Origin of the sequence: Legionella fairfieldensis ATCC 49588, from assembly GCF_000621525.1 — a bacterium.
In the GTDB taxonomy this organism is placed as follows: Bacteria; Pseudomonadota; Gammaproteobacteria; order Legionellales; family Legionellaceae; genus Tatlockia; species Tatlockia fairfieldensis.
Map to the genome: position 1 here is coordinate 47,101 of NZ_KK211300.1, position 26,198 is coordinate 73,298.

Below are 26,198 nucleotides of genomic sequence, written 5' to 3' on the forward strand. Positions count from 1 at the left end.
AGAGACAGCTCCATGAGAAATCATCAATGGCACTGTCTCTTATGATAATTATTCTGCTGCTTTATTTGATTCCTGTTCCGTTACGGCAATCTCAACGAACTCAGCATCTGATGAAATTCCACCGACAGTATTGCCTCGTTTGGCATCAAGAATAGCATCAGCAACACAACGAACGTAGATATCTACTGCACGCATAGAATCATCATTAGCAGGAATGACGTAATCAATGTTACTTGGACTGTTGTTTGTATCAACGACACCAATCACTGGAATTTTTAATCGACGAGCTTCTTCAACAGCGATATGTTCAAAGCCGACATCAACAACAAAAAGCGCATCGGGTAAACCACCCATGTCTTCAATACCGCCTAGTCCTCGCTCCAATTTTTCCAATTCTCTGGCCAGCATTAAAGCTTCTTTTTTAATCATCGAATTAAATGCACCTTTATCGCGCATTTCTTTTAATTCTTTCAAGCGGAAAATCGACTGACGAACTGTTTTATAGTTAGTTAACATACCACCGAGCCAACGGTGATCGACATAAGGCATACCACAACGTCTGGCATGATTACGAATGCTTTCCTGAGCGGCTCTTTTTGTTCCTACAAATAAAATTTTTGCCTTATTTGCTGCCAAACGACCCACATAATTGATGACATCGCTCAACATCGGCATTGTTTTTTCTAAGTTAATTATATGAATCTTATTCCTTGAACCAAAAATGTACTCGGCCATTTCAGGATTCCAGTAACAGGTTCTGTGGCCAAAATGAGCACCGGCTTCAAGCAGTTCACGCATACTAACGTTCATTTAATTCTCCAGGGTTAAGCCTCCACCTTTCCCATACGGAACCCATTTGGGACCCATCCGCATGTGACGAAAAGTGTGTGTAGTTAAAAAGCGCATTCTTTATATCACAAGCGGGACCCGTCAGCAATGTAATTATTTGTTAAACAGGCATTTTCACTAAAAATAGTTCACTAATTAAGGAGTATTTACAGCAAATTACCGACTAAATGAGTTACCGGCTTGATCTTGAAACCATTTAGCAACAGCTAATAATAAAAATTCTCCTGTTCATCAAAACAAGAGAGCAAAAAGTTAACAAACAGCAGTAAGGAATTATGCAAAATTTTACAACTCCATCTATAATCACCTTGTTAACTTTCAAATAACTGATAACTTAAGGATAATAAAATGAATAAGAAATTCCGTTTCATTGCTTTCGCTTTTTCTTTAATCCTGAGCCAATTGACGTTTGCTGAAACAGCAGCCCCTGCTACTGCGGCTACTCAGCAATCCACATCTTGTGGCTGTAATGGTGACAAAATGAAACATATGATTGACTCGTTAAAACTTGACGAGGCTCAACAGACAAAGCTTCAAACCATTAAGGAACAAACCAAAGCGACCATAAAAGCTAACTGGCAGCAAATGAAAGCGCTTCGTTCACAAATGAATCAGTTAATCCAATCTGACACAATCGACCAGACAAAATTGGACAGTCTGATTAATCAGAAAAAAGAACTGGTAGGCAATATGATAAAAGTAAAAATCATGGCCAAACATCAAATCTATAATTTATTAAATGCCCAACAAAAAACTCAATATCAACAAATGATAAACCAATGGGAAGACAATGGAATGCATCATCGTTGTCATTAATATCTGCGGCCTATCTTTCAGAGGATGGATAGGCTTTCCCTACCCTTGCATTGCTCAGTGAATCAACATTAAATCAGCATGCAGCAAAAGAACGAGATGATATTACTGGTAATCTTGTGCTACTATTTAATTTTTTGCGGGTTAAAATATGGCAGTGACAATTAAAACCTCTCAAGAAATTGAGAAAATGCGAGTAGCTGGTAAATTAGCTGGTGAGGTATTGGAAATGATAGGCCCTTATGTTAAAGAGGGTGTCACCACTGACGAATTAAATTCAATCTGTCACGATTATATTGTTAATGAACAACAGGCAATTCCGGCACCATTAAATTACAATGGTTTTCCTAAATCTATTTGCACATCTATTAATCATGTTGTTTGCCATGGAATCCCAAGTAAAAAAACGCTAAAAAGCGGTGATATCATCAACATTGATGTGACTGTGATTAAGGACGGTTATCATGGCGATACCAGCAAAATGTTTTTTATTGGCGAGCCATCTATTAAGGCCAAACATGTTGTCAATATTGCTCATGAATGTCTGTTTATCGGCATTGACATGGTAAAACCTGGAGTACGCTTAGGTGACATAGGGTATGCAATTCAACATCATGCTGAAAAAAATCGCTGTTCGGTAGTGCGTGAATATTGTGGTCATGGCATTGGCCGTATCTTCCACGAAGATCCCCAGGTACTGCATTATGGCACGCCGGGAACAGGCGAAATTTTACGGGAAGGTATGACCTTTACCATTGAACCAATGATTAATGCAGGTAAACACCATACTCGTCTGCTTCCCGATCATTGGACCGTTGTCACTAAAGATCATAGCCTGTCAGCCCAATGGGAACATACGCTGTTGGTCACGAAAGATGGCGTTGAAATACTAACCTTAAGAAAAGAAGAAAAATACCCGCTACCCTCTTAAAACAGTGTAAGCTCTTTCAACCCTCTCTAATCAATGAAATCAGAACGTTTAAACCTGAGCATTAAATTGGGACTCAGGTTGTGGTTGCATACTTGCTTTAACTTGTGATGACGAATTTCCAAATACACCCGATCGTCGTTTTTTTAGTAAAAAATATTTGCTTTTTTGGCTAACATTACCTGATCTATTACAATTTATTTACCCTCATAAACTTTAATAAACAATATTTTCTTATCGCGAATAAAAAAAACTCTCCTCCAAAAAAATATAATCAATTAACGACGGTTTTTAAAAAAATCAGCCAATAACTCAGCGCAATCTTTTTGCATAATTCCCTCATCAATTTGTACTTGATGATTTAAAGGATAACCCTGTAATAGATTATAAACGGAGCCAGCGGCGCCTGCCTTGAAATCTCTCGTAGCAAAAACCAGACGTTGGATACGCGCATGTACCAAGGTTCCGGCGCACATGGCACAAGGCTCCAGCGTCACATACAAAGTAGTATCCGGGAGACGATAATTTTGCAATCGCAAAGCGGCTTCACGGATAGCAATAAGTTCTGCATGAGCGCTGGGATCTTTAATTTGCATTACCTGATTCCAGCCACGTCCTAATAACTGGTTATCAGCAGCAACCAGAACTGCCCCTACAGGAACTTCCCCTTGTTCCTGTGCTTTGAGAGCAAGTTCGTAAGCCTGTCTCATCCAGAAAGAATCGCTCATTCCCATTCAATGGTTGCGGGTGGCTTGCCAGAGATATCATAAGTCACGCGTGAAACACCAGCTACTTCATTAATAATACGATTGGATACTTTGGCTAAAAAATCCCAGGGAAGATGAGCCCAGTGCGCTGTCATAAAATCCACTGTTTCAACTGCACGCAAACAAATCACATAATCATAACGCCTTCCATCACCCATGACTCCCACGCTTTTTACGGGCAAAAATACAGCAAACGCCTGACTAACCTTCTGATACAGGTTTGCATTTTGCAATTCATCAAGAAAAATAGCGTCAGCACGGCGTAGAATATCCGCATATTCTTTTTTAACTTCGCCCAGAATACGCACACCCAAACCAGGCCCCGGAAAGGGATGACGATACACCATGGCATAAGGCAAACCCAGTTCCAAACCAACTTTACGTACTTCGTCTTTAAATAATTCGCGAATTGGCTCTAATAATTTTAAATGCATTGTCTCAGGTAAACCACCCACATTGTGATGTGATTTAATCACCGCCGCAGACGTATTCGTTTTCGTGGCTGCTGATTCAATGACATCAGGATATATAGTACCCTGAGCTAGCCATTTGACCAGAGGTAAATGTTGAGCCTGCGCATCAAACACTTCAATAAAAGTATGGCCGATAATTTTTCGCTTTCTCTCAGGACAATCTACTCCTTGCAAAGCCTGTAAAAATTGTTCTTCTGCATTAACACTAATAACTCGTATTCCCATATGCTGGACAAAGGTCGCCATAACCTGTTCAGCCTCGTTCAAACGAAGTAGTCCAGTATCCACAAAGACACAACTAAGCTGATCACCAATAGCACGATGTAATAAAGCAGCAACCACAGAAGAATCGACTCCCCCCGAAAGCCCTAACAGAACATGTTCTTTACCTACCTGTTGTCGAATTTTTATTATTGCCTGTTCAATAATATTATCCGCAGTCCAGGTCGTTTTCGCCTTACAAATATCGACTACAAATCGCTCTAAAATACGTAAACCCTGACGCGTATGAGTCACTTCGGGATGAAATTGGAGACCATACCAGTGTTTTGCTTCATTGGCCATGCCCGCTATGGGTGCGTTTCGTGTTTCACAGATAACAACAAAATGAGGAGGGAGAACAGTTACCTTGTCCCCATGACTCATCCACACATCCAACAAAGCATCACCTTCTGCTGTTGTTCGATCTTCGATACTATCCAGTAATTGACTATGGCCATGCAAGCGCAATTCAGCATACCCAAATTCGCGGATACTGGAAGATTGCACTTCTCCACCAAGCTGTACTGCCATCGCCTGCATACCGTAACAGATACCCAGCAAAGGTAAACCTGATTCAAACACCCACATGGGGGCACGGGGATTACTATTTTCGGTGACTGTTGAAGGACCTCCTGACAAAATAATCCCACAAGGAGATAACGCTTGCAGGGAAGTGATATCGATGTCATGGGGATAAATTTCACAATATACGCCCAGTTCGCGAACACGCCTTGCAATGAGCTGGGAATACTGTGATCCAAAATCAAGAATCACAACAGGTTGTTCTGTAATCGCTTTCATAATCAATTGTCAACCTGATAATTAGGAGCCTGTTTGGTAATGCTGACATCATGAACGTGAGACTCTCGCATGCCTGCATGAGTCACTTGCACAAACGCCGCCTTTTTATGAAGCTCGGTAATAGTACTGCAACCAGTATATCCCATGCAGGAACGTAATCCTCCCATCATCTGATGAATAATAGTTTGTGCAGCCCCTTTATAAGGTACACGTCCTTCAATTCCTTCAGGAACCAATTTTTCAGCGCCCTGACTTACATCCTGAAAATAACGATCACTTGATCCTTGCGCTTGTGCCATAGCACCAATAGATCCCATACCACGATAGCTTTTATAAGTACGTCCTTGATAAAGTTCGATTTCGCCCGGTGACTCCTCCGTACCAGCAAACATTCCTCCTAACATAACCGTATAAGCGCCCGCAGCTAACGCTTTACATACATCGCCTGAAAAACGAATGCCACCATCTGCAATAATCGGCACCCTGCCTTTAAGACCCTCTGCAACATTGGCAATGGCAGAAATCTGAGGTACACCAACACCTGTAACAATTCTTGTAGTACAAATAGAACCAGGACCAATCCCTACTTTTACAGCGTCAACACCTGCTTCAACCAGATCTAAAGCGGCTGTGGCTGTGGCAATGTTACCGCCAATAACCTGAATATCAGGATATTGTTTTTTTATCCATTTCACTCTATTTAAAACCCCTTGAGAATGACCGTGCGCTGTATCCACAATTAACACATCAGCACCTGCCTCAACCAACGCAGCAACACGTTCCTCCGTTCCCTCACCAACACCAACGGCCGCGCCAACACGTAATTGCTCTGCACTATCTTTACAAGCAAACGGATTTTCCTTTGCTTTCTGAATATCCTTCACGGTAATTAAGCCACGTAAGTTAAACGCATCATTAACCACCAATAATTTTTCCAGACGATGCTTATGTAACAAACTACGAATTTCTTCACGACTTGCGCCTTCTTTAACTGTCACCAAACGCTCTTTAGGTGTCATCACAGCGGCAACAGGTAAAGAAAGATTCGTTTCAAAACGGATATCCCGGCTGGTAACAATTCCGATTAAAAACTCACCATCAACCACAGGAACACCGGAAAAATGGTGTTTGGCCATTACAGCTAACAATTCTTTAACGGTAACATTGGGAGTGACTGAAACAGGATCTTTGACCATGCCACTTTCAAATTTCTTTACTTTACGTACTTCATCAGCCTGAGCAGCGATACCCATATTTTTATGGATAATACCAATGCCACCTTCTTGTGCCATGGCAATAGCCAAACGAGCTTCAGTAACAGTATCCATAGCAGCAGATATTAGAGGAATATTCAATTCAATTTCACGAGTCAGGCGTGTCTTTAACGAAACTTCTTTAGGCAAGACAGTTGAGTGGGCAGGAACTAACAATACATCATCAAAAGTTAGTGCCTGTTGTACAATAGAAAGCGCCATACCACACTCCGATAATTAAATTAACCCAACATTATACAACTATTATGAAAAATGATAAATAATTGACTACAAATTAACCAATCAATAATTAGATTTCTTCTGCATAATTAGCATTCAATACAATAAAAAACATCAATTTGTTTATTATTAAAACTATATGTATACTATATATAACAAATTACTAACCAAGCAAGGACGCCATCATGAAAAAAATACTCATGCTTGCAATAATTGTTACTTCATCTGCTTTCGTTACCGGCTGTGCTTTTACCAACTGTGGTTATTCTTACTGCACATCCTGCTGCAATGAAACGGTGAATTGTTGTGGTTCTAATGGATGGTATTAATATCAGTTAAGCCATGGTTTCAAACCATGGCTTAATTAATTTTTAATGAAAACCATGAACGTGATGATGAGGTAAAGGAAGAAGTACGCCAAATTTTTGAAAGGAAATAAATTGAGTTGGGGCAAATAATATAGTTATTTTTGCATTGTTCTCATTTATTTTATTAATCAGACTGCTCCTATCAAGTCACTGTGTTTTTGGTGTGGCCATTTTTCCTTGTAATTGCATCCTTGGCGCTATTTTTCCTTTTATCAAGGTTTTCATTTTGTTGTGAAATTTTTCCCTAATATCACTTAACTCACTTCGTTGTTCTTTGGTTAAGAATCCTCAGCTCCTCTTGAATTATCAAACCAAGAATAACTAATTTTTGTAATAATCTTATGACAACAATAAAAAATATTGTAACAAGACCGTTACATCATTTTTATATCCGGGATGGAGAAAGATAATTAAAGAATCACGCTTGTTAAAACGCGCGTTAATTAATTTATGAAAATTAATTTTCCAGCAATAGAAATTGAGCTTGAAATGACCAAACAATAACGTGTAAACTGAGGTAATATTTAATCGGTCGACTAACAGGAAGGGTTCAGCGTTGGCTAAAATTATTGTGGTGACATCTGGCAAAGGCGGCGTAGGCAAAACAACTACTTCAGCAGCTATTTCTTCAGGTCTTGCTATGCAGGGTCATAAAACCGTGGTGATTGACTTTGACATAGGACTCAGAAATCTGGACATTATTATGGGTTGTGAACGCCGGGTCGTTTATGATTTTATTAATGTTATTAATGGCGAAGCCAGTTTGAATCAAGCCTTAATTAAAGATAAACGTCTTCCGCACCTCTTTATCCTGCCAGCCTCACAAACGAGAGATAAAGATGCATTAACTATAACAGGCGTTGAAAAAGTCCTCACCGATCTCGCTAATGAATTTGATTATATTGTATGTGATTCTCCTGCAGGTATCGAAACGGGAGCGCACATGGCCATGTATTTTGCCGATCATGCGATTATCGTAACCAATCCTGAAGTGTCTTCAGTGAGAGACTCCGATCGAATTTTAGGTATTTTGGCCAGTAAAACCAAACGGGCTGTTGAAAACAAAAGTCCTGTACAAGAGCATCTTTTATTAACCCGATACGATCCTGAGCGGGTAGAAAAAGGTGAGATGTTGTCTGTTGAAGATGTTAAAGAAATTCTTGCTATTCCCCTCATGGGCGTTATTCCGGAATCAAAAGCAGTTCTAAAAGCATCCAACACAGGGACGCCGGTCATTTTAGATGAAACCAGTGATGCTGGCCTTGCTTATCAGGATGCTATAGCGCGTTTTCTGGGAGAAAGCAGGCCCATGCGTTTTGTTCATTGTGAGCGGAAAGGCATTTTACGCCGCTTATTCAGCAAAAACAAAGAGGATATGCCAGCATGAGCTTATTTAACTATTTAAGAAAGCGTAATAGTACTGCCTCTGTTGCCAAGGAACGGCTGCAAATTATTATTTCACATGAACGTTCACAGCGTAACACCCCTGATTATTTACCAAAACTCCAGGAAGAAATCCTGGCTGTTATTGCAAAATACGTCCGCATTAATCGTGATCAAGTGAGTGTCAATCTGGAAAGAATGGGAGATAACGCTGTGCTTGAACTCAATGTTACCATGCCTGATGAAGCATTAGAAAATACATGACAAATAGAGAATCAACTCACAACTCATCACAAGTAAATTTTTCAGAGTCCATTTAACAACTGATGACAAATGGCTTTTACAACCGTTTATCGCCAATAAGACACATTAATTTTAACTTATATACAAATATAAAAAACGTCTTCACGAGAATGATTCAAAATAATATAGAATGGAGGTTTAACCAATCCTACAAAAAGAGCGGGTTATTCAGCTGGCAGGCAATCCTCTCTCAATATAATCCGATGCCAGGATCAGGCCACTGAGGATTACTTTGCTCAATCAGGCTTATTTTCCATTGCCCTTTCTTAGACTAACGGTTATGGGGTGATCTGCCCTTTTCCATTACATCCCTTCCAAATAATCCATAAAAAAACCTGCATTTGCAGGTTTTTATTAAATTACTTTGCAGCCACGACTTGTACTTGTAAATTAGCAATCACATCACTATGAACATGTACTTCAATTACATACTCACCAACAGAATGAATGGGGCCTTCTGGCATAACAATTTCACGTTTACTTACTTCAATTGATTTTGCAACCAAAGCATCTTTAACTTCATTAGGTCCTACCGAACCATAAAGCTTACCTTCATCACTTGCCATTGCAGCAATAACTACAGTAATATCATTTAGCTTGGCCGCCCGTTGCTCAGCAGTGGCTTGTGCCTGTTTCGCTTTTTTCTCAAGTTCAGCACGACGCTCTTCAAAATGTTTGATATTATTTTCTGTGGCAAACACGGCTTTATTTTGTGGAATAAGAAAATTGCGCCCATAGCCTGCTTTCACATTGACTTTATCACCCAAGTTTCCTAAATTTCTAACTTTTTCTAATAAAATAACTTCCATCTTATTACCCCTTAGTCTCTTTCTTATCTGCTCTGGAAAACAGATGTAACCTAAAATTAAACAAACTATCTAAAGCACCCAAAATAGTGTAAACAGGAACTATAACAAAAGGCAGCAAAGCTAAAAGAATAATTAATAGTAATAACGTAATTACCCCTTTGTCTTTTTTAGCCAAAATGTCAAGGCATAAACTTAAACCTGCACACACATAATAAGTAACAAGTACCGGTAAACAACTTAAAGCTACTGGATGATGCTGATAGGCACCTATCACAACAGCGCCAAGTAACAGGACGCCAAAGTTACTGGCACGAAACCCAAGCATTTCCTCTTTAAATCCGCCCGGATAAAACAACCTGGCTTGTATAGAACGCGCTAATAATAGCGACATAGCCATTGATAACATCAGACTTAAAGCCTGAATCCCTACCAAAGTATTGGCAACAGTCTGATTGAACACAGCATTATCATTTAATAAACCAGAAACGGAATCAGAACCTTTATATTCCAATTCCTTTACCATCATTTGAAAATAATGGTATTGGTTCGCGATAAATTCAGGAGCTAGCCAATGTATTAAAAGAATAGCCAGTAATGCCTGCAAAACAATAAAACTTCCTGTGACACGCCAACTGGTTGTACTGTGTAAAATCCCGGCAGTTAGATAACAGGGTAACACTGCTAACAACGCAGTAACAGCAGCAGCATAAAATGGCATGGACAGCGACGATAAAGTCAATATAGCCACAAAAGCCGCTATAAATCCTTTAAAACCATCAAACCAACCCTTGCGTAACGTTATTAAAGCAACAATTGCAACAGATAACCAAACAGCAAAAGGTATTATAGCTAAAACCACTATGCCTATAAGCGCATAACGGTCATTTTCTATTAAAAAATGACCTTGCTTACCTAAAAAATCGCCCAAACGAGCCATTTTCAACGATGACTGTCGCAATAAGGCAGCAGCCCAAGAAATCTCGCTTGCTTGATGGCCTTGGCCAGCTGGCGTTGAAAGCGGGTTTGGGTGCCTGTGATACGACTAGGTACTATTTTACCAGTTTCAGTAATATAATTTTTTAATAGATTGATATCTTTGTAGTCGATTTCATTAGAGCCATCAGCGCTGAAACGACACATTTTTTTACGACGAAAATATGATCCTGACATGGTTACTTCCCCTTATGCTGCTCGCTCGTCTTTTTCTTTTTTCATTAATGCAGATTGACCAGTAATCGCAGCTTTTTGATTGATGATTAAATTTCTTAAAATTGCATCATTAAATTTAAATGCATTTTTTAATTCATCAAGAGCTGTCTGGTTGCATTCGATATTCATTAAAACATAATGAGCTTTGTGTACATCTTTAATTGCATAAGCCAGTTGCCTGCGTCCCAAATCTTCTTTACGATGAATAAGTCCTGAATGCTTCGCAATGATCCCTTCATAGCGCTCTACCATTGCTGGTACCTGCTCGCTTTGATCGGGATGCACCAGAAACATAATTTCATAATGTCTCATTGGTATCTCCTTGTGGATTATAGCCTTTCCTAAAACTGGTCAGGATAAGGCAAGGTTTAAAAAACGCACAATGTTAACTGATTTTTTAGTGAGTAGCAAACTTTATAAAAGTAAGTTTATTAATTAATTAAAAAATCATTCATTAAAATACTGCGATGGGAAAACAACTCTCATGGAAAACTGCTCCTATCTTGCGAAAATAATTCAACCAGAACTCCCTATTACTGGCCATTAGAGTTAACAGGAGACAACTCAATATAATTTATCCTTGGGCCAGACAAAAAATAGCCATTGACGCGAATTTTGAATTTTTTGTCTGGCACAAACCTGATTAATTTAGGAAACGGCGGGGATTCGCCCGTGTTAAAACTTATTTTCAAAAATATAGCGTAACGGCTTGCCTGATTCAGTAAATTTCTTTTATTATCAAATAGTAATGAAAAGGGCAGTCAGATTGGAAAAGTTAGCTATGTGTTCGAAAAATCATTGCTTTTGAACTGCCCATGCGATATAACGTATTAAAAACTAAAGAGGTTTTGCATGAACATAGTGACTATTCCTTTTGAAGAACCATTAACTGTTTGCGTTAAGGGCGAAATTGTACAGGTTATCGCTTTTAAAACTCTGGAACATGGTAATGTGAAATTTGGGGTGCAGGCTCCCCGCTCTATTGAAGTACATCGTGAAGAAATTTATCATGCCATTAAACAAAAACAGCAAAATCTCACTATAGAATAATAAATTTGATGCGGTTTTTTGCCAGTAAAACTTTATTTACAGCATGTCTTATATGTGTATTATCGTCCGTGGCCTTCGCTGTTAATTATTTTATATTTAAATACCCCGGGGTAGATTACTTCCCTCCAGGTACGTACCTGATAGCGATTATTTTATTTTTAATTTTGCTGGGAACTTATATTCTATTTGGTACAAATAGTCTGTATTTTCTAACCATCCGGGAATTAATTTACTTTCTTTTAGTCATGACTGTTATTGTTTTTGCAACTTGTGCTGTGCAATTTACTCCATTTCATCCTATTGATAGACAATTAATAGCTATAGATAACACGTTATCCATAAATTTACAAAAAATTATGGCATGGACATCTACTCAGCCAAAATTTAAAGAAGTACTTTTATTAAGCTATTGCAGTTTGCCCTATCAAATGTGTTACATACCGCTCGCGCTTATTGTGCTACAAAAATATGGTTATGTGAGAGAATATTATGCTCTACTTCTTTCCACCACATTCATTGGTTTTTTAATTTATTATTTCCTGCCGACAATGGGGCCAGCGAGTTTCATTTCAAGCTCCTATTTCTTTCAGGAACAGTACGCAACGGGCCTAAAATTCAACGAGCTTCATCATTATCAATTACCGTCAACCATCGAAGGCGGGCTGATTTCCATGCCTTCTTTTCATACCATCTGGGCCTGGCTCTGCCTTTATACAGTCCGCTGTTGGCCTCTTGTTTTTATTTTATTATTGCCAATTAATTTATTATTAATTGCTGCCTGTGTATTACTAGGATGGCATTACTTCATCGATCTGATCGGTAGTCTTATTGTTCTGTTAGTAGCACATAGTGTTTACTTTTATTGCGTAAAGCAATACAACACTACTGATAATGATTGCCAGGTCAGGTAATTTTTCGAGGTATTCCCGTGGGATAATCCAATTCGTCTTTTATTACTTTCCTGTTTATTTTTGCCGCCGTGATTTTACTTAATTGTTTGTGCATTAAATAATTTAAATTGTTATTCTTATACTCCAAAAGTAATGGATAGACCTGAATATAGAGGTCTTTATTAAGGTAACCTGATTTTATCGACTCATTGACCACACGTACTGGTGTACCTACCGTAACTAGATCAAACAAATATTCAATATCTTCCGGCATCATTCGGATACAACCAGCACTCACTCGCGCCCCTACCCCATCACGACGATTGGTTCCATGAATGAGATAAGTCGACCACCCCAAGCGCAAAACATGTCGCCCTAAAGGATTACCCTCACCGGGTGGAAAACTATCAGGGATCGGCGTACCATTTTTTGCAGCTTCAGCACGTACATTAGCCGTTGGGCGCCAAACAGGGGATCTTTCTTTAAAGGTTACTTTTGTAGTACCTATGGGCGTTGTCCATCCTTCTCGTCCAATTCCAACTGGCATAGTAATTACTATATTGTCATTCGGCGGATAGTAATATAAACGATATTCAGGCAAATTAATTACCAACCCCGTGCGCGATCCTTTTGGCAGAATAAATTGGGAAGGAATAAGAAGACGAGTGGCGGGAGGTAACGGTCTTACTGGGTCTACTCGCGGGTTTGCTCTGACCATTTCATAATAGCCAATATCATAACGTATCCCTACATCACTGAGCGTTTCGCCTGCTTCTGAATGAGTGTACTCAATTTGCCCCACCAGGTCACCTGTTAAAGGTAGAACAAGATTTATCCCCCAGCTTGAGTTCCAAACTGATAAAAGTAATATTAAAATTTGTACATATTTTAAGGACATAATTAATTATTTACCGGAATGACAACCCAAGAATATCTGCTCAATTAACTAAAAAGCAACCATAGTCCGCTTAATAAGCGATGCTGGACTCATAATTGTATACCAACCTGAAACTCAGAAGGTATTAATCAGATAATACCGCGGAACTCCGCGGTATATCGCAATAAGATCAAGCTGTATTTGACTATTTATTGCCAAATAGCCCTTATTACCTAATTAAAACAGTCCTTGTTTTAAATAGATTCCAAACTGGCATCCGCTTTAAAACGCTCTCCATATTGACTTGCCAATTTGGTAAAAAGTTCATTAAGCTTGTCATGACCAAAGTGTTTGGCATAATTCATAGGCCCGCCACGAAACGGCGCAAAACCGGTGGCAAATATCATACCGCCATCCAATAAATCACTATCAGCAACCACCTTTTCGCGCAGGCAAGCGGCTGCTTCATTAACCATACGCAGAATTAAACGATTCGCAATCTCTTGATTTGATTTATTGGCTTTCAATTTCCGTTTGACAGGCTTACCGTTTTTATAATGATAAAAACCTTCCCCGGACTTACGCCCCAGCTTGCCTTCTTTTACCATTTGCCTCAATTTTTCCGGAACAGTACCCCCAAAATGGGCAGTTAAATTCTCAGCAACAGCAAGGCACACATCCATACCCACGGTATCAGCTAACTCCACAGGCCCCATTACCATGCCAAACGAGGTGGCAGCCTCATCGATTTCTTCAGCACTGTAACCTTCTTCAAGCAGTTGCACACACTCCATTAAATAAGGGGTTAGCACCCGATTAATTAAAAAGCCGGGACTTGATTTTACAGGTAAAGGCAAGCGACCAATCTGGTTAACGAACGAACAAGAATGCTGCGTAATCATTTTTTTGGTTTTAGGACTACTTACTACTTCTACTAATTCCATTTTGGCAACTGGATTAAAAAAATGAATACTCACCAGACGTGTCGGATCAGCCATTATCTGGCTAATTTCATCCAAAGGAATACTGGATGTATTAGTCGCTATAATTGCAGTTTTTTTAGCCTGAGCTTCAACTTGTTTCATGATAGCCTGTTTAACGTCCAGGTTTTCAAAGACCGCTTCAATAATTACATCGGCACGTCCAATACCATGGCCGTCCGGATCAGCCACCAATCTGTCCATTGCAGCCTGAATCAAGCGCGGTTGACGCAATTTCTTTTTAAACAACTTATAGGCACGCCCCATTGCAGGAGCAATTTGCGCATAGGATTTATCCTGCAAAGTCACGTGAAGACCTCGCAAAGCACACCAGGCTGCTATATCACCACCCATGACCCCGGCACCAATGACATGAACTTGCTCTGCTTTAAAATTACTGTCTTTGGCAAAGCTCTTCATACGCTCACGCAAAAGAAAAGCACGGATCAGATTCGTAGCGGTATCGCCCTGACTTACTAATTGCTCGACTGAGTCGGCCTCTTTCAAATAAGCACGCTCGCCAATTCCTCCTTCTTTTTCCCAAAGATCAATCACAGCAAAAGGTGCAGGATAATGCTTTTTTCTTACACGCTTTGCAACATTATAACGAAGCAAAGGAGCCAGTATGGCACGAACCCAGGAATAGTTGGTCAATGCCTGCATGAATTTTGGTTTATGCAGGGACGGCTTATTTTTTATAAAATATACCGCTGCTCGTTTAAGTTGTCTTAAAGGCACTACATCGTCAAGAATACCTAAACGCTTTGCTTTAATAGCAACAAGAGGTATTCCTGTCAAAATAACTTTAGATAGCGCATCAAACCCCCCAATCAACCGAGGCAAACGAACTGTGCCACCCCAACCAGGATGGAAACCCAACATGATTTCCGGTAAACCAAGTCGTGAATCTTCAGTTGCCACACGATAATCACAAGCCAGAGCAAGTTCTAACCCGCCTCCCATACAGAAACCATCAATCATAGCCACTGTAGGTAGGGATAAAGCCTCAAGACGGGAAAAAACATTCTGGCCTTTCCTTAAAAAATTCACGGCGCCAACAGAAGGATCGAATTTGGAAAACGCATGAACATCGGCGCCAGCAATAAATCCTTTGTTCTTTGCAGAGTAAATAATAAGGCCCTTTGCATCGGAAATTTGCGCTATTTCCTGTAAAAGACTGTTTAACTCATCCAAAACCTCATCATTAATGGTATTAACCGATGCATCCTGTCGATTAATTCCCAACCAGATGATATGATCCTCATCTTTTTCCATTTCCCAATGTTTATAATTATCCATTGCTCTTCACTCCTGTTACACGTTCGAGATACATTGCACCACCTTGTCCTCCGCCAATACAAATGGCAGCCATACCACGCGTGCCATTATTTTGTTTAAGCGATTGCAGCACATGTAACACGATGCGAGCTCCACTGGCTCCAATGGGATGCCCCGCAGCAATTGCCCCACCCTCTTTATTAAGCTGAGCTAGCGAAGGGCTGCCTATGGAATTTTCCAAACCTAACTGTTCACGACAGTATTCAGCATCATCCCAGGCTGCCAGACAACCAAGCACCTGAGCAGCAAATGCTTCATTAATTTCCCAACAATCAAAATCTTTTGGTTTTAAATGATGGCGTTGCATAATAGGGGTAGCCGCATGAACTGGCCCCAAGCCCATTTGCGCAGGGTCAAGAGCCGCCCACTGCGAATCCACAATACGACCAAGCACAGGCAAATGATATTTTTCAACGGCATCTGCACTGGCTAATAACAATAAACAGGCTCCGTCTGTAATTTGTGAACTGTTACCCGGCGTGACCATCCCGTATTTCTTGTCAAAGAACGGTTTTAATTGAGCTAATTTTTCAACGGTAGAATCGGCTCGAATGCCATCATCCTGTGTATAGACTCGTCCTTTACTATCAATGACAGGAGTCACCTCCTCCATTCGCCCTTCTGCATAAGCATGGGCTAAACGGTGATGACTTTCGCAAGCAAATTCATCCATTTGTTTACGAGTAATATTAAAACGATAAGCAACTTTTTCGGCTGTTTGCCCCATATTTAAACCAACAATGGGATCAGTTAACCCCCGCAGCAAAGCAATCACCGGCGCAAAATAAGACGGTCTGAATTGCGTTAGTAAACCAAGACGTTGGCCCGTACTTTTTGCCGCAAACCAGCGCGCTAACCAGGCAGCCATTTGTTCATTAAACAACAAGGGTGCATGACTCATCGCATCAGTACCCCCTGCTAAAATAAGATCACTACGTCCACTGGCAATTTGCAAGGCGGCATTATCAATCGCCTGCATACCCGAGGCACAGTTTCTCATCACAGTAAATGCAGGCACCTTATTGCCACACCCCAATCGTAAAGCAACCACCCGCGCGATATTCGCTTCGTCAGGGCCAGGCATAGCCGAGCCAATAATCACTTCATCCAATTGAGTGGGAGAAACAGACTGTCGATTTAACAAAGGCAACCCTGCTGCCACCGCCAAATCAGAGCCAGTAAAAGGCCCCACCCCCTTTGCCTTTAAAAATGGAGTCCGATTTCCATCCACCACATACACATCCCTGCCACCTAAATTCGACTTCTGCTTCATTACTCCTCCTGATACTTGCCATGTAACTGACAACCGCCAAATTTTTCCTATAAAAGATATCAGTAAACCTGCAATTTGGGAAATTATCTCTTTTACGAATGCTCAAAAAACAATGAGTTACACTAAAAAAATTTAAATGACTCGAAATTGAATAATAGAGTTGACGCCACATAAATACCTGCTATACTTCGCCTCCATTAAGGAGAGATGGCCGAGAGGTCGAAGGCGCTCCCCTGCTAAGGGAGTATGGGAGAAATCTCATCGAGGGTTCGAATCCCTCTCTCTCCGCCAGAACACGCGCCCGTAGCTCAGTTGGATAGAGTATCTGGCTACGAACCAGGGGGTCGGAGGTTCGAATCCTTCCGGGCGCGCCATTTTCATGCGGTCTAGTAAAGCTCTATTGTAATAACAGGGCACTTAGAAATAACAACACATCCCATTAAAGGATTGCACATGGGCCAGTCAAAAATTCAACTTAGACAATTAAATGAATATTCGTGGTCTGTTATTCTTGCATTTATATGTGCAACACTTGCGATGCAATATCATACAGCTAGTATCCACATCAAGGATTTTTTTCAGGTACTTCCTCTAATTATTGTCTTCATTTCCTGGTGCGAAAAATCGGCATACTTCATAAAGCAACCCGAAAGCAACTTAAAAAAAACAGAAATATTTAATCGAGACACTTTTATATTAAGTTTTAGTTTTTTGCTTGCATGCCTTATCTCATTATTATTTGCTTATGATAATAGTGATGCCAAAGGTTGGTGGGTATTAATTGTTTACTTCATTACTTTGTATGGTTTGTTTTTTTCCCTGATTTTCTCGCTCATAGCTCTTTTGATAAAAAACCACAAAATATATACGATGATTTTTTCGTCCTTAATTGTTGCACTGATTTCTTTGGGAAATTTTTTCCCTCATTATATATCTCTCCCATTAATAGGGAATGTTGATACTTTTTTTGTAATCACAGGTTCGTTGCTAATTGTTCATTGTTTATTTGCTATGGGCTATAAAGTGGTCAGATTATTTTTCAATACAAGAAGAGCAGCCTACAAAGATAAATCAATTAAATAACAAGGTTAGAAGAGATGAGATGTAGAAAATTAGTAACATTAAGTGTAAGTATTACAATAGCAGGTTTATTATCTTCAGCAACACACGCCAAGAAAATTTATCCCGCTGAAGTGATGGGGAGAGATTTAAACTACCCTGGACTTGGATGGTTAGGTCATGTGGGTATTGCAAATGCTCAAATGATGGACCCAAGTGGAATGACACAAAATGCAAACTTGGTTATTGAAATTCTTAATGAGAACGTTGTAGGTCAATTAAACAGTATAAGCAATTTCAAGGCTCGCTCTCCTTATTGGGGAAGCAAGTATGGCATTGCAGACAGAGGCGTAGCAGGTTATAAAGTTCTCGTGGAAGCAAATCATCAAAGATGGTGGTGTCCTGTTTATACTTCTAATACTGATTATCATATTGGCTCAGGAATTCCAACAACAGGTCAAGTAATTGAATGTGGAAGATGGCGATGTGATACTTACGTTTGGTGGGCATTTTATAGCCAAGGATTTGATACTATGCCAGGTCATGTTTGGCTACCCCGAAATCTATTTAATTATTTCCCTTATTTCAATGATGAGAGATTAAAAGAAGACCCTCCTACCCTCGCAAATGTTGCGAACAATAGAACACTGGAAGATGTATCTGCTCAAGAACTTAATTTAATGCCTTATGAGGAATTCCAAATGATAATGGACAGCCCGCCAGCCCATTATGTGACATCCCCATCTACTATTCAAATACAATTAGCTGCAAATCCCGAGCTAAATGACGTTAAACGTGGAATTATGATAGATAGGCTTGTTTCAAGATCCACAGAACCTGATTTGGTTAAAAAATTATTAACTATTTATAATGAAACAGATCGTGTGGAAATAAAAAGCAAGATTGTAGAAAATTTAATGCTTTATAACCAACAACACCGTACTGAAAAATCATATATTGATAACGATATGCCTATAATTAAAGATTTTTTTGAAAAGCTTTTAGATGACAAATCACTGACTTCGCATATGGTCGACACAGGAGCAAGGGGGTATATTGATACACATACAGCTGATGAAATCACCAATAACGTAGATAAAATAAATGAATCGCTAAAGCATGTGAATCATCATTCTTCTGTGATGTTGAAATACACATTAACATTTAAGTCAAAAGAGCTACAAAAAATCTACATGAAATCATTGGTAAATGAATTAAAAAGAGCCAACGATTCAGATCTGGATAGTTATTTATTTGGTCCATTATCTATCGCCTATCAAGGAATAGGAAAAGACTTACTTGAACCTGAATCGAAGCAAGTAGTTATAAACTATTTAAAGGAAGTTCGTTCTAAGTACACTCCTCAAGGGATTAAAGCTAATCCGAATGATCCACATCGAAGTACTACATCGCTCTATTATTTTGAGTTAATTAAAAACATGGGGCTCATCTCCACTTTAGGGAGTATTAATCAAGAACACAAACCTTAACCCTTAACCTATAATTTTCAAAGTTTCGACGTTGAATGAGCTCTACAATAATTACTTCCATTTGATTGATGACAATTTTAGGCTCTCCTATTGGGATGGAGCCTAAAATTGAGTCAGAAAACTCAACGAATTTTCGGAAAATTCTATGCACATGAAATCAATAAAGAATTACGCCGTTGGCTTGAACAAAATAATACATAATCTTCATTATCGCGGTATTTGTGCAAAATTAGAGATTCCAACTCCTTTCTTATAAAGTGATTATCAAGGCATGGAATAGAACTATACATCGCTGAAAAATATATAGCTTTCTCATATAAAGCATTTATGCATAAGCTAGGCCTTGATTCCGATGAAAAAGTTTGGGAGAAAACGATAGATTACCCCAACCAGGAAATTTATTATAAAAGACATGAAATCGCACATACTAACCCTAATGGAAAGATATTAGGAATCTTCGAAAATAGAGTTTTTGACTTAACTTCAATTGCTGAAAGTCATCCTGGTGGTCATAGAATTATAAAAAGTTTAGCTGGCACTGATATGACAGTGGAGCTTAAACAAGCGCATTTCTATGATATAGAAAATATCAAATCTTTATTGAAAAAATACTGCATTGGTCAACTTAAAGAACCATTAATTGAAGATGGACTAAAGCATGTGGTCAATAAGTGGATACGCGTTTTATTTATGATCTCCGAAATTCAAAATAATCTGCAAAATATTTGGTTTTTTGATCAGGCACACGTGGGGGATCGCAAGAGACAAGTTCCCTTCCATTTTGTAATGAAAACCTTAAGTATCTTATTCGGGCATGAAGGTTATTTAGACTCTTTGCTTTCAATTATTGATAACAATTTATTAACTTTATATCGCGATAAAGATTTAAAACATTTTAAATCTTTAAGAGGAGATAAAAATGCTCATAAATTTATCGACATTGGACAGCTTGCAATAGAATATGGGCAAGATGAAATTAAATATTATAACCTTCAAACTATAGATGAAACGCTTGTTAATAATTTAATCGTTTCTAGACTTTACAATAAGTTAGTTCTAGATAGTTTAGCATTTTTTACAAAATTACAAAATATTATTAGTAAAGCTATAGATGAAATCTATGAAGGAAAGTATAGTAAGTTTGAGACAGATAGCTATATAAATGAATTAGTTAAAGCAAATATTTTTTCATTTATCAACGAAGTTGATTCGGAAGAAAATTTTGCTCTTGTATATCCTATCTATGAACCAAACAAAAAAATTGAACCTAATTATGCGTTTTTATTAAATGCTTGCGCGAACATGGATCAGCGTCATTTTATTCTAGGCGCATTAAGCTTAGTGTTATTCATGACAATTTTTGAAGTTCTTGTAAATAACAAGATAGAGTTTGGGGTGGTAGCTGCTGCATCAGCAACAGTACTTGCTTTTGCAGGACAACGTTTTTTCAACCAAGCACCACGGCTGCAAAATGCAGTTTCTTCAAGAGCTACGTTAGAAAAATCATGTCACCTTGACGTAACCAGCTCTAAAACTCTTTTGCAGTAGTTCTGATTGGACAGAAGAAGGTTTTTGATTTATTAATGAGGCATTGTACACTGCAGAAAAAAACTACTTTTGAAACAAGTAAATGAGAATATGAGACAGCGAATAATTAGACATCCTGCCATTAGTCCGATTTTAGAGAATTAAGGTTTATAAATGTTGGTTTTAAGCTCAAATGACTTGATTAAGTGTCTCGATTTGGATGATCTGAGGTTGTGCATGTCAAATGCATTACAGGCTGTATCACAGCAAAAAACGAGGAATTTTCAGCGTGCTGTGTTTAATCTTGACTCCAGAGCGGCACTCGCTTTATGCCCTCCATGGATATATCAAATCAGCTTTTAGGCTATAAAGCGATATCAGTGTTTCACGATAATGTTCATTATGGCCTTAATCCACATCAAGGACTTGTAGTATTATTGGATGCTAAAAAAGGTTTAATAAATTGCCTTATTGAGGGTTCTACACTTACAGCATTGCGTACTGCTGCTGTGAGCGCTGTGGCCACTGACTTGTTAAGCCGGCCTGACTCTACTCGTTTGGCATTAATAGGAGCGGGGCGCCAAGCTCTTGAACATATCAAAGCTATCGCGAAAATTAGACCTATTGATACAGTTTACCTTTACTCACGCTCCACAAAAACGATTAGCCGATTTATTCATAAATTGCAGCTGGAGCAAATTTTTAAAATTGTAGTTAGTGAGGAGCCGAAAGAGGCTGTACAAAAAGCTGATATTGTTGTTACGTCTACACCTTCGAAGAAAGCTCTTCTTGACCTTGCGGATTTTAAGGAAGGTGTTCATATAAACGCAATTGGTGCTTGTCAACCAGGTTTTCAAGAAATAAATTTATATGATCATTACTCTCTCAAAATTTATTTTGATTGTAAAGACGCTTGCTTACTAGAAAGTGATGAAATTATCAATCCGCTTACTCAAAAAAAACTCTCAGAAGAATCTATAATTGGTGAGTTAGGTGATTGCCTTACCCATAAGATAGCTGGACGTACTAGTAAAAAAGAAATTACGCTTTTTAAGGGGGTAGGTTTGGGTATTGAGGATGTTTATGCTGCTGACTATTTTTATAAAAAGGCATTAAAACAACAAATTGGACAGAAAATTACTTTATGATAAAAAATAATATTGCACTTAACCAATTGGTTATACGTACGCCATTACTATCCTTTAATGAAATAGAGGAGTCGCAAATTTATCTCAAACCAGAAAACCTGCAACAATTTGGCTCTTATAAAATAAGAGGGGTTGTATCTGTAATTAAAAACAGTGAACCTTTACTACTCAGTAAAGGGCTTTCAGCAGCAAGTGCAGGTAATATGGGACAAGCCATTGCATTTGTTGCCAGACAACTTGCTATTCCTTGCCATATTTATGTGCCCGATACAACCCCTCAGATAAAGAAAGATCGTATTAAAAAATCAGGAGCTAACCTTCATGAAAAGCCTTTTGAAGCAATATGGCAAATTGTTCGAGGTGATATTAGCCCTTCTACGGAGAGTATTTTTATTCATCCTGTTTTCTCTGAGGCATTACTTGCAGGCTATGAAGCAATTGCTTATGAAATTATTGAAGACTTACCTGATCTGGATGCCATTATAATACCTTTTGGCGTCGGTGGATTAAGTATTGCGATTAGCAGAGTTATTCATCAGTATAATCCGAAGATTGCAATTTATACTTGCGAGCCTGAAACTGCAGCACCTATGTATAACTCACTGAGACAAGGAAAACCGACTTCTGTATCCAGAATAGTTTCTTTTGTTGATGCTATTGGTACACCAGAAGTTTTACCTGCCGTTTTTCAGCAATTATCCCCTTTCTTGACTGATAGTATTGTAGTAAATCTGGAAAGCGTTAAACAGGCAGTTAGAACCTTATTATTTAATAATAAATTATTATGTGAAGGAGCTTCTGCTTGTAGTTTGGCAGCGGGATTAAACATTTTAAAAGAAAAAAAACATCGCAAAATAGTCTGTCTACTCACAGGAGGAAATTTAGCAGGTGAATTATTGCAAGAATTATTGGCCTCTCCTGTTTAGTTTTAATCAGGATTTTCTGCATATCCAACTAAACTGGTAATGTTAACTCGCTCAAACACTAATTGCTTAACAAAAACGACAGCAATTTTTTTTGATTACGCAGTGACTCACTCTAGATCAGTAGTTACCAGAAAACCAACCGATTTTATGTATTGAAAGTTGGGATAAAAGACGTAAATCTTTTAAATTCCATTCAATTATTTTTTAGTAACTCACTACAGTGAACTCCCTAGCTGTTTAAGTTCATCGATTACACTTACTGTTTCCGCCACTTCACTTTTCAATATATAGGCAGAGACTGTATATTGTGGAATTTTCTTAAAAAAGAGATGACGAGAATCGGCATTATTATGTTCATATCTTCTTTTTCTAAAATTTTCAGGAGTTTCATTTTTTAAATAATTCGGCTCATAACATTCATAAGAAGGAGTTAAAGGGAGAATATTATAGGCTACTGATTTTTTCATAAATTTATCATCAAAAAAAGAGTGCCAAAAATTTCCTAAATGAGTAGGACCAGAATAAGCTTGGTAATATTTTTCAAAATCTTTCAAAGCGTAAGCACATGTTTTAAAAATTTCAAGACGTTTTCGAAATATATTTTTCAACTTTGCTTTTCAACAAATTTTGGATTTATATTTGTTTCAATTAAATCTTCATATAATTTCCAAGGCAACTCAAATAATCTGGACAATGCAGCATAAGCTTCAAAGTTTCGCCAACATGAAAGGTATATTTTATTACAATAATTGGAATTTTTTTCATTATTTTTCTCTTCTTCAAGATATTCTAACCTAAATTCAAATTTATCGTATTCCTCTTTCTCATCGTCAAGATCATCCAGTTTAGAATCCGCAATAAATTGTATATTTTTTAAAATATCTCTCTCTTCAAATTCCCAAAAAGGATATCCAAAACAGCATCCAGGATCAAACCGAATAATTCTCACAAATTTTTTTTCCTCTTCATTAATAGATCCAAAATTACGATGATCAATATCATATAAGAAAAAAGAAAAAACAGCCTGCATGACTGCCCCTATAACTGGCTTTCCCTCTGTTGGAAAAACTTCATTTGCTTCAAATATATTTTTTAATAATAAATAATTGTTAGCATCTGTGAATATTTTATCTTCATTAATAGGTATATAGGATGAAAGCCGATAATATATATTACCATCAGTTGCCGAATAATTTTTTGGTTGGCTTTTACCTAAAAGAGCTCTAAGTATTTCACCTCCTAAAACAGCTAATTCTATAGCCAACTGACGAATGGATTTGGAATCCATTTTTTTAAATAATATTTAGAACGCTATCGTGAAGCGGGGCATAATAAATTACTTGAACCATTATACCATCAATTAATTCAAGTTATTGGTGAAAATAACAAATCAATAAATAGTTGGTTAAAAAAGAAAAGCTAATAGAGTGTGAAGTGGTTAAATACATTTATACTTTATAAGTAAATTGCAGTACGCCTGCTTGCGTCTTGGCCGATATCGATCCATAGCTGAGAGCATTTGCTATCTTTGCTTTAGGAAGAAATCGTCCATAACTGTAAACTAACTGTGTTGAAAGTGCTTTTTTTAACGTTAAATCGAGTCCTGCCGAGATAGAACCAAACGCTGCCAAAGGATACCCGATTGCGTTAGTGGATATTGGCGCGGCATTGGTTTCGTAAATAATGGCACCAAGAAGCGCTGTGTTATCTGTGGTTACATAACGAGTAATCCCCTGAAATGACCATGTATCCCTCCATTTGGCTGGAATGGTAGTATTACCTGTGGTGGTATTAATGAAATTAATTTCTTTTTCAATAGACCAGCCAGACCAATATATCTTTTCTTCCAAAAACCATTTATTGTTTATTGGATGTTGAAGTCCAATAGCAGCTACTGCCGCTTCTCGTATATTGAGCGCAAAATTATTAACAGTCGTTGGGCCGAGCGAACTCGTACCATAACCAAAGGTGTTTACCGGTGTATAAATCATCATAGTTAAATAATTCCGTGGAGTAAGCTTGTAATAAAGACCAACATCACCGCTATAATTAATCCCGTTTACCTTATTAATTTGATTACCCTTATTGAGTATCACAAAATCCAGCTCTTCACGTTTGTTATAGTGCAAGTTAAATCCTCCTCCTATCGCCAAATTATCAGTTAATTGATAACTCGATTGGGCACCTATCCTGTAATAAAATAAACGGGTTATGGTTGATTGCGCAGCAACAATAGAATCAACTGGCCAATCCAGGTGGCCGTATCCACTGGGGGTTATATTTAACCCAATTACAAAACGATCGGTAAATCGGTACGCTGTTAATAAATAAGGAAGCGAATCATTGACCTTACTTCTGACAATACCAGAACCTGAAACCGTTGTTCCTGTAAATTTTAATGCTGGAGCAATAAATACATTACCTATTATCAATTGACGTTGCTTAATCAGGTTAAGCTCTGCCGGGTTTTGAAAAAAATTATTATTTAATAGTTGATCCACAGCGCCACAAGCGCTTTTTGTAAGAAAGAACAGATTCATGAAGATTGTTATTATTAAATAAATTATTTGCATCAATCAGTGGGTTCTATATGATTTGTGCTATTTTCTGATCATATCATTTTCGTTGTTAAATGCATTCAGATTACTTGCGTGATCAGAGTTAACTCTATTAAAAATTATGAGATAAATAGCGAGCGTAGGCGGCATTTACCGTGATCCACGCTTATCCTGGATTGAAATTTATTTTTTTACCGCCTGAGCCTGAATTACTTCTTGTTGGACTTCTTTAATTTGCTGTTGAAGAGTGGTTTGAACCTGTTGTATTTGAGCTTGAGTTTGTGTATTGAGTTTTTGAATTTGCTCCTCTAATTGAGTTTGCACCTGCTTAATCTGGTTTTGTAATTGCGAATTTAATGTAGTAACTTGTTCTTGTTGCTGGGCTTGTAGCTGCTTTAACTGCGTTTGTAGCTGGTTATTTAATTGTTCTATCGACTGATTTGATGGTCCTGAAGCCGTAGCATAAGCATACTGTGTTAAAAACAGAATGGAAAAAGTCACAATGATAATTTTTTTCATTATTCACTCCATTGATCAATAAAATAACACCTTTCAACTTTTAATCTATTTATAAGATATCAAGTGAATTGCTCTCTGGCAACTTATTTAGAATAACCGCTTCAAT

Annotated in this window: 27 protein-coding genes and 2 tRNA genes; 14 read left to right on the forward strand and 15 right to left on the reverse strand. The window is 38.2% G+C overall.

Annotated elements, in window-relative coordinates; all coding sequences use genetic code 11:
* Window positions 1–48: 48 nt before the first annotated feature.
* Window positions 49–810 carry a 30S ribosomal protein S2 gene (rpsB, locus tag T345_RS0111810; protein ID WP_028389523.1) on the reverse strand — a complete coding sequence of 254 codons (762 nt, stop codon included), beginning with the start codon at window positions 808–810 and terminating at the stop codon, window positions 49–51.
* A gap of 387 nt (window positions 811–1,197) precedes the next feature.
* Between rpsB and T345_RS0111815 the strand changes: the two genes are divergently transcribed.
* Both T345_RS0111815 and map read left to right on the forward strand, forming a co-directional pair.
* A complete protein-coding gene (locus tag T345_RS0111815) occupies window positions 1,198–1,665 on the forward strand; it encodes a Spy/CpxP family protein refolding chaperone (RefSeq protein WP_028389524.1) in 468 nt (155 codons plus the stop codon).
* 148 nt (window positions 1,666–1,813) lie between these two features.
* Complete coding sequence (gene map, locus T345_RS0111820) at window positions 1,814–2,593, forward strand: type I methionyl aminopeptidase (RefSeq protein ID WP_028389525.1); 780 nt, start codon at window positions 1,814–1,816, stop codon at window positions 2,591–2,593.
* A 275-nt stretch (window positions 2,594–2,868) separates the two neighbouring features.
* On the opposite strand, the gene tadA is transcribed toward map, so the two are convergent.
* The 3 genes from tadA to guaB are packed head-to-tail and all read right to left on the reverse strand — an operon-like array spanning window position 2,869 to window position 6,367.
* On the reverse strand, window positions 2,869–3,318 hold the full coding sequence (tadA, locus tag T345_RS0111825) for a tRNA adenosine(34) deaminase TadA (RefSeq protein WP_028389526.1): 450 nt from the start codon (window positions 3,316–3,318) through the stop codon (window positions 2,869–2,871).
* Window positions 3,315–4,892, reverse strand: a complete 1,578-nt coding sequence (gene guaA / locus T345_RS0111830) for a glutamine-hydrolyzing GMP synthase (RefSeq protein ID WP_028389527.1) — start codon at window positions 4,890–4,892, stop codon at window positions 3,315–3,317. The genes tadA and guaA overlap by 4 nt, the downstream gene beginning before the upstream one ends.
* Before the next feature lie 2 nt (window positions 4,893–4,894).
* The gene (gene guaB, locus T345_RS0111835) at window positions 4,895–6,367 is read right to left on the reverse strand and encodes an IMP dehydrogenase (RefSeq protein WP_028389528.1); all 1,473 of its coding nucleotides are present in this window, start codon (window positions 6,365–6,367) and stop codon (window positions 4,895–4,897) included.
* A gap of 203 nt (window positions 6,368–6,570) precedes the next feature.
* Between guaB and T345_RS15120 the strand changes: the two genes are divergently transcribed.
* From T345_RS15120 to minE, 3 genes are all read left to right on the forward strand, one after another.
* Window positions 6,571–6,714 carry a hypothetical protein gene (locus T345_RS15120; RefSeq protein ID WP_156935646.1) on the forward strand — a complete coding sequence of 48 codons (144 nt, stop codon included), beginning with the start codon at window positions 6,571–6,573 and terminating at the stop codon, window positions 6,712–6,714.
* 595 nt (window positions 6,715–7,309) lie between these two features.
* Window positions 7,310–8,140 (forward strand): septum site-determining protein MinD, encoded by an 831-nt coding sequence (gene minD, locus T345_RS0111840; protein ID WP_028389529.1) that lies wholly within the window; start codon window positions 7,310–7,312, stop codon window positions 8,138–8,140.
* Window positions 8,137–8,400 carry a cell division topological specificity factor MinE gene (minE, locus tag T345_RS0111845; RefSeq protein WP_028389530.1) on the forward strand — a complete coding sequence of 88 codons (264 nt, stop codon included), beginning with the start codon at window positions 8,137–8,139 and terminating at the stop codon, window positions 8,398–8,400. The genes minD and minE overlap by 4 nt, the downstream gene beginning before the upstream one ends.
* A gap of 398 nt (window positions 8,401–8,798) precedes the next feature.
* Here minE and rplI read toward each other — a convergent pair whose 3' ends face one another.
* The 4 genes from rplI to rpsF are packed head-to-tail and all read right to left on the reverse strand — an operon-like array spanning window position 8,799 to window position 10,769.
* Window positions 8,799–9,248, reverse strand: coding sequence for a 50S ribosomal protein L9 (gene rplI, locus T345_RS0111850; RefSeq protein ID WP_028389531.1), 450 nt, complete (start codon window positions 9,246–9,248; stop codon window positions 8,799–8,801).
* 4 nt (window positions 9,249–9,252) lie between these two features.
* Complete coding sequence (locus T345_RS0111855) at window positions 9,253–10,206, reverse strand: hypothetical protein (protein ID WP_131777702.1); 954 nt, start codon at window positions 10,204–10,206, stop codon at window positions 9,253–9,255.
* Window positions 10,188–10,418: a 30S ribosomal protein S18 gene (rpsR, locus tag T345_RS0111860; RefSeq protein WP_028389533.1), complete on the reverse strand. Its 231-nt coding sequence runs from the start codon at window positions 10,416–10,418 to the stop codon at window positions 10,188–10,190. Before rpsR ends, T345_RS0111855 begins: the two co-directional genes overlap by 19 nt.
* A gap of 12 nt (window positions 10,419–10,430) precedes the next feature.
* Window positions 10,431–10,769 carry a 30S ribosomal protein S6 gene (gene rpsF / locus T345_RS0111865; protein ID WP_028389534.1) on the reverse strand — a complete coding sequence of 113 codons (339 nt, stop codon included), beginning with the start codon at window positions 10,767–10,769 and terminating at the stop codon, window positions 10,431–10,433.
* Window positions 10,770–11,309: 540 nt separating this feature from the next.
* Between rpsF and T345_RS0111870 the strand changes: the two genes are divergently transcribed.
* Together T345_RS0111870 and T345_RS14305 are read left to right on the forward strand one after the other, a co-directional pair.
* On the forward strand, window positions 11,310–11,507 hold the full coding sequence (locus T345_RS0111870) for a carbon storage regulator (protein ID WP_028389535.1): 198 nt from the start codon (window positions 11,310–11,312) through the stop codon (window positions 11,505–11,507).
* 68 nt (window positions 11,508–11,575) lie between these two features.
* Window positions 11,576–12,418 carry a phosphatase PAP2 family protein gene (locus T345_RS14305; protein WP_242604549.1) on the forward strand — a complete coding sequence of 281 codons (843 nt, stop codon included), beginning with the start codon at window positions 11,576–11,578 and terminating at the stop codon, window positions 12,416–12,418.
* On the opposite strand, the gene T345_RS0111880 is transcribed toward T345_RS14305, so the two are convergent.
* The 3 genes from T345_RS0111880 to T345_RS0111890 form a co-directional block, all read right to left on the reverse strand.
* On the reverse strand, window positions 12,411–13,199 hold the full coding sequence (locus T345_RS0111880) for a L,D-transpeptidase family protein (RefSeq protein WP_242604548.1): 789 nt from the start codon (window positions 13,197–13,199) through the stop codon (window positions 12,411–12,413). The genes T345_RS14305 and T345_RS0111880 overlap by 8 nt on opposite strands.
* A 329-nt stretch (window positions 13,200–13,528) precedes the next feature.
* The gene (locus tag T345_RS0111885; RefSeq protein ID WP_028389537.1) at window positions 13,529–15,553 is read right to left on the reverse strand and encodes a 3-hydroxyacyl-CoA dehydrogenase NAD-binding domain-containing protein; all 2,025 of its coding nucleotides are present in this window, start codon (window positions 15,551–15,553) and stop codon (window positions 13,529–13,531) included.
* Window positions 15,546–16,865, reverse strand: coding sequence for an acetyl-CoA C-acetyltransferase (locus tag T345_RS0111890; RefSeq protein WP_028389538.1), 1,320 nt, complete (start codon window positions 16,863–16,865; stop codon window positions 15,546–15,548). The genes T345_RS0111885 and T345_RS0111890 overlap by 8 nt, the downstream gene beginning before the upstream one ends.
* Window positions 16,866–17,066: 201 nt before the next feature.
* On the opposite strand from T345_RS0111890, the gene T345_RS0111895 reads away from it, so the two are divergent.
* From T345_RS0111895 to T345_RS0111925, 7 genes are all read left to right on the forward strand, one after another.
* A tRNA-Ser gene (locus T345_RS0111895) sits at window positions 17,067–17,156 on the forward strand.
* A 6-nt stretch (window positions 17,157–17,162) separates the two neighbouring features.
* Window positions 17,163–17,239: transfer RNA gene (locus T345_RS0111900), tRNA-Arg, on the forward strand.
* 79 nt (window positions 17,240–17,318) lie between these two features.
* Window positions 17,319–17,948 (forward strand): hypothetical protein, encoded by a 630-nt coding sequence (locus T345_RS14310; RefSeq protein ID WP_051555258.1) that lies wholly within the window; start codon window positions 17,319–17,321, stop codon window positions 17,946–17,948.
* A 14-nt stretch (window positions 17,949–17,962) separates the two neighbouring features.
* On the forward strand, window positions 17,963–19,414 hold the full coding sequence (locus T345_RS14315) for a hypothetical protein (RefSeq protein WP_051555259.1): 1,452 nt from the start codon (window positions 17,963–17,965) through the stop codon (window positions 19,412–19,414).
* A gap of 327 nt (window positions 19,415–19,741) precedes the next feature.
* Window positions 19,742–20,962, forward strand: a complete 1,221-nt coding sequence (locus tag T345_RS0111915) for a cytochrome b5-like heme/steroid binding domain-containing protein (protein ID WP_028389539.1) — start codon at window positions 19,742–19,744, stop codon at window positions 20,960–20,962.
* Between the two features lie 308 nt (window positions 20,963–21,270).
* Window positions 21,271–22,089, forward strand: a complete 819-nt coding sequence (locus tag T345_RS0111920; protein ID WP_028389540.1) for an ornithine cyclodeaminase family protein — start codon at window positions 21,271–21,273, stop codon at window positions 22,087–22,089.
* Window positions 22,086–23,015: a pyridoxal-phosphate dependent enzyme gene (locus T345_RS0111925; RefSeq protein ID WP_028389541.1), complete on the forward strand. Its 930-nt coding sequence runs from the start codon at window positions 22,086–22,088 to the stop codon at window positions 23,013–23,015. The genes T345_RS0111920 and T345_RS0111925 overlap by 4 nt, the downstream gene beginning before the upstream one ends.
* A 215-nt stretch (window positions 23,016–23,230) precedes the next feature.
* On the opposite strand, the gene T345_RS0111930 is transcribed toward T345_RS0111925, so the two are convergent.
* The 4 genes from T345_RS0111930 to T345_RS0111945 form a co-directional block, all read right to left on the reverse strand.
* Window positions 23,231–23,569, reverse strand: a complete 339-nt coding sequence (locus tag T345_RS0111930; RefSeq protein WP_131777701.1) for a hypothetical protein — start codon at window positions 23,567–23,569, stop codon at window positions 23,231–23,233.
* Window positions 23,570–23,619: 50 nt separating this feature from the next.
* Window positions 23,620–24,303 (reverse strand): hypothetical protein, encoded by a 684-nt coding sequence (locus T345_RS0111935; RefSeq protein ID WP_028389543.1) that lies wholly within the window; start codon window positions 24,301–24,303, stop codon window positions 23,620–23,622.
* Window positions 24,304–24,463: 160 nt separating this feature from the next.
* A complete protein-coding gene (locus T345_RS0111940) occupies window positions 24,464–25,555 on the reverse strand; it encodes an OmpP1/FadL family transporter (RefSeq protein ID WP_028389544.1) in 1,092 nt (363 codons plus the stop codon).
* Window positions 25,556–25,756: 201 nt separating this feature from the next.
* Window positions 25,757–26,092, reverse strand: coding sequence for a hypothetical protein (locus tag T345_RS0111945; protein WP_028389545.1), 336 nt, complete (start codon window positions 26,090–26,092; stop codon window positions 25,757–25,759).
* Window positions 26,093–26,198 lie beyond the last annotated feature (106 nt).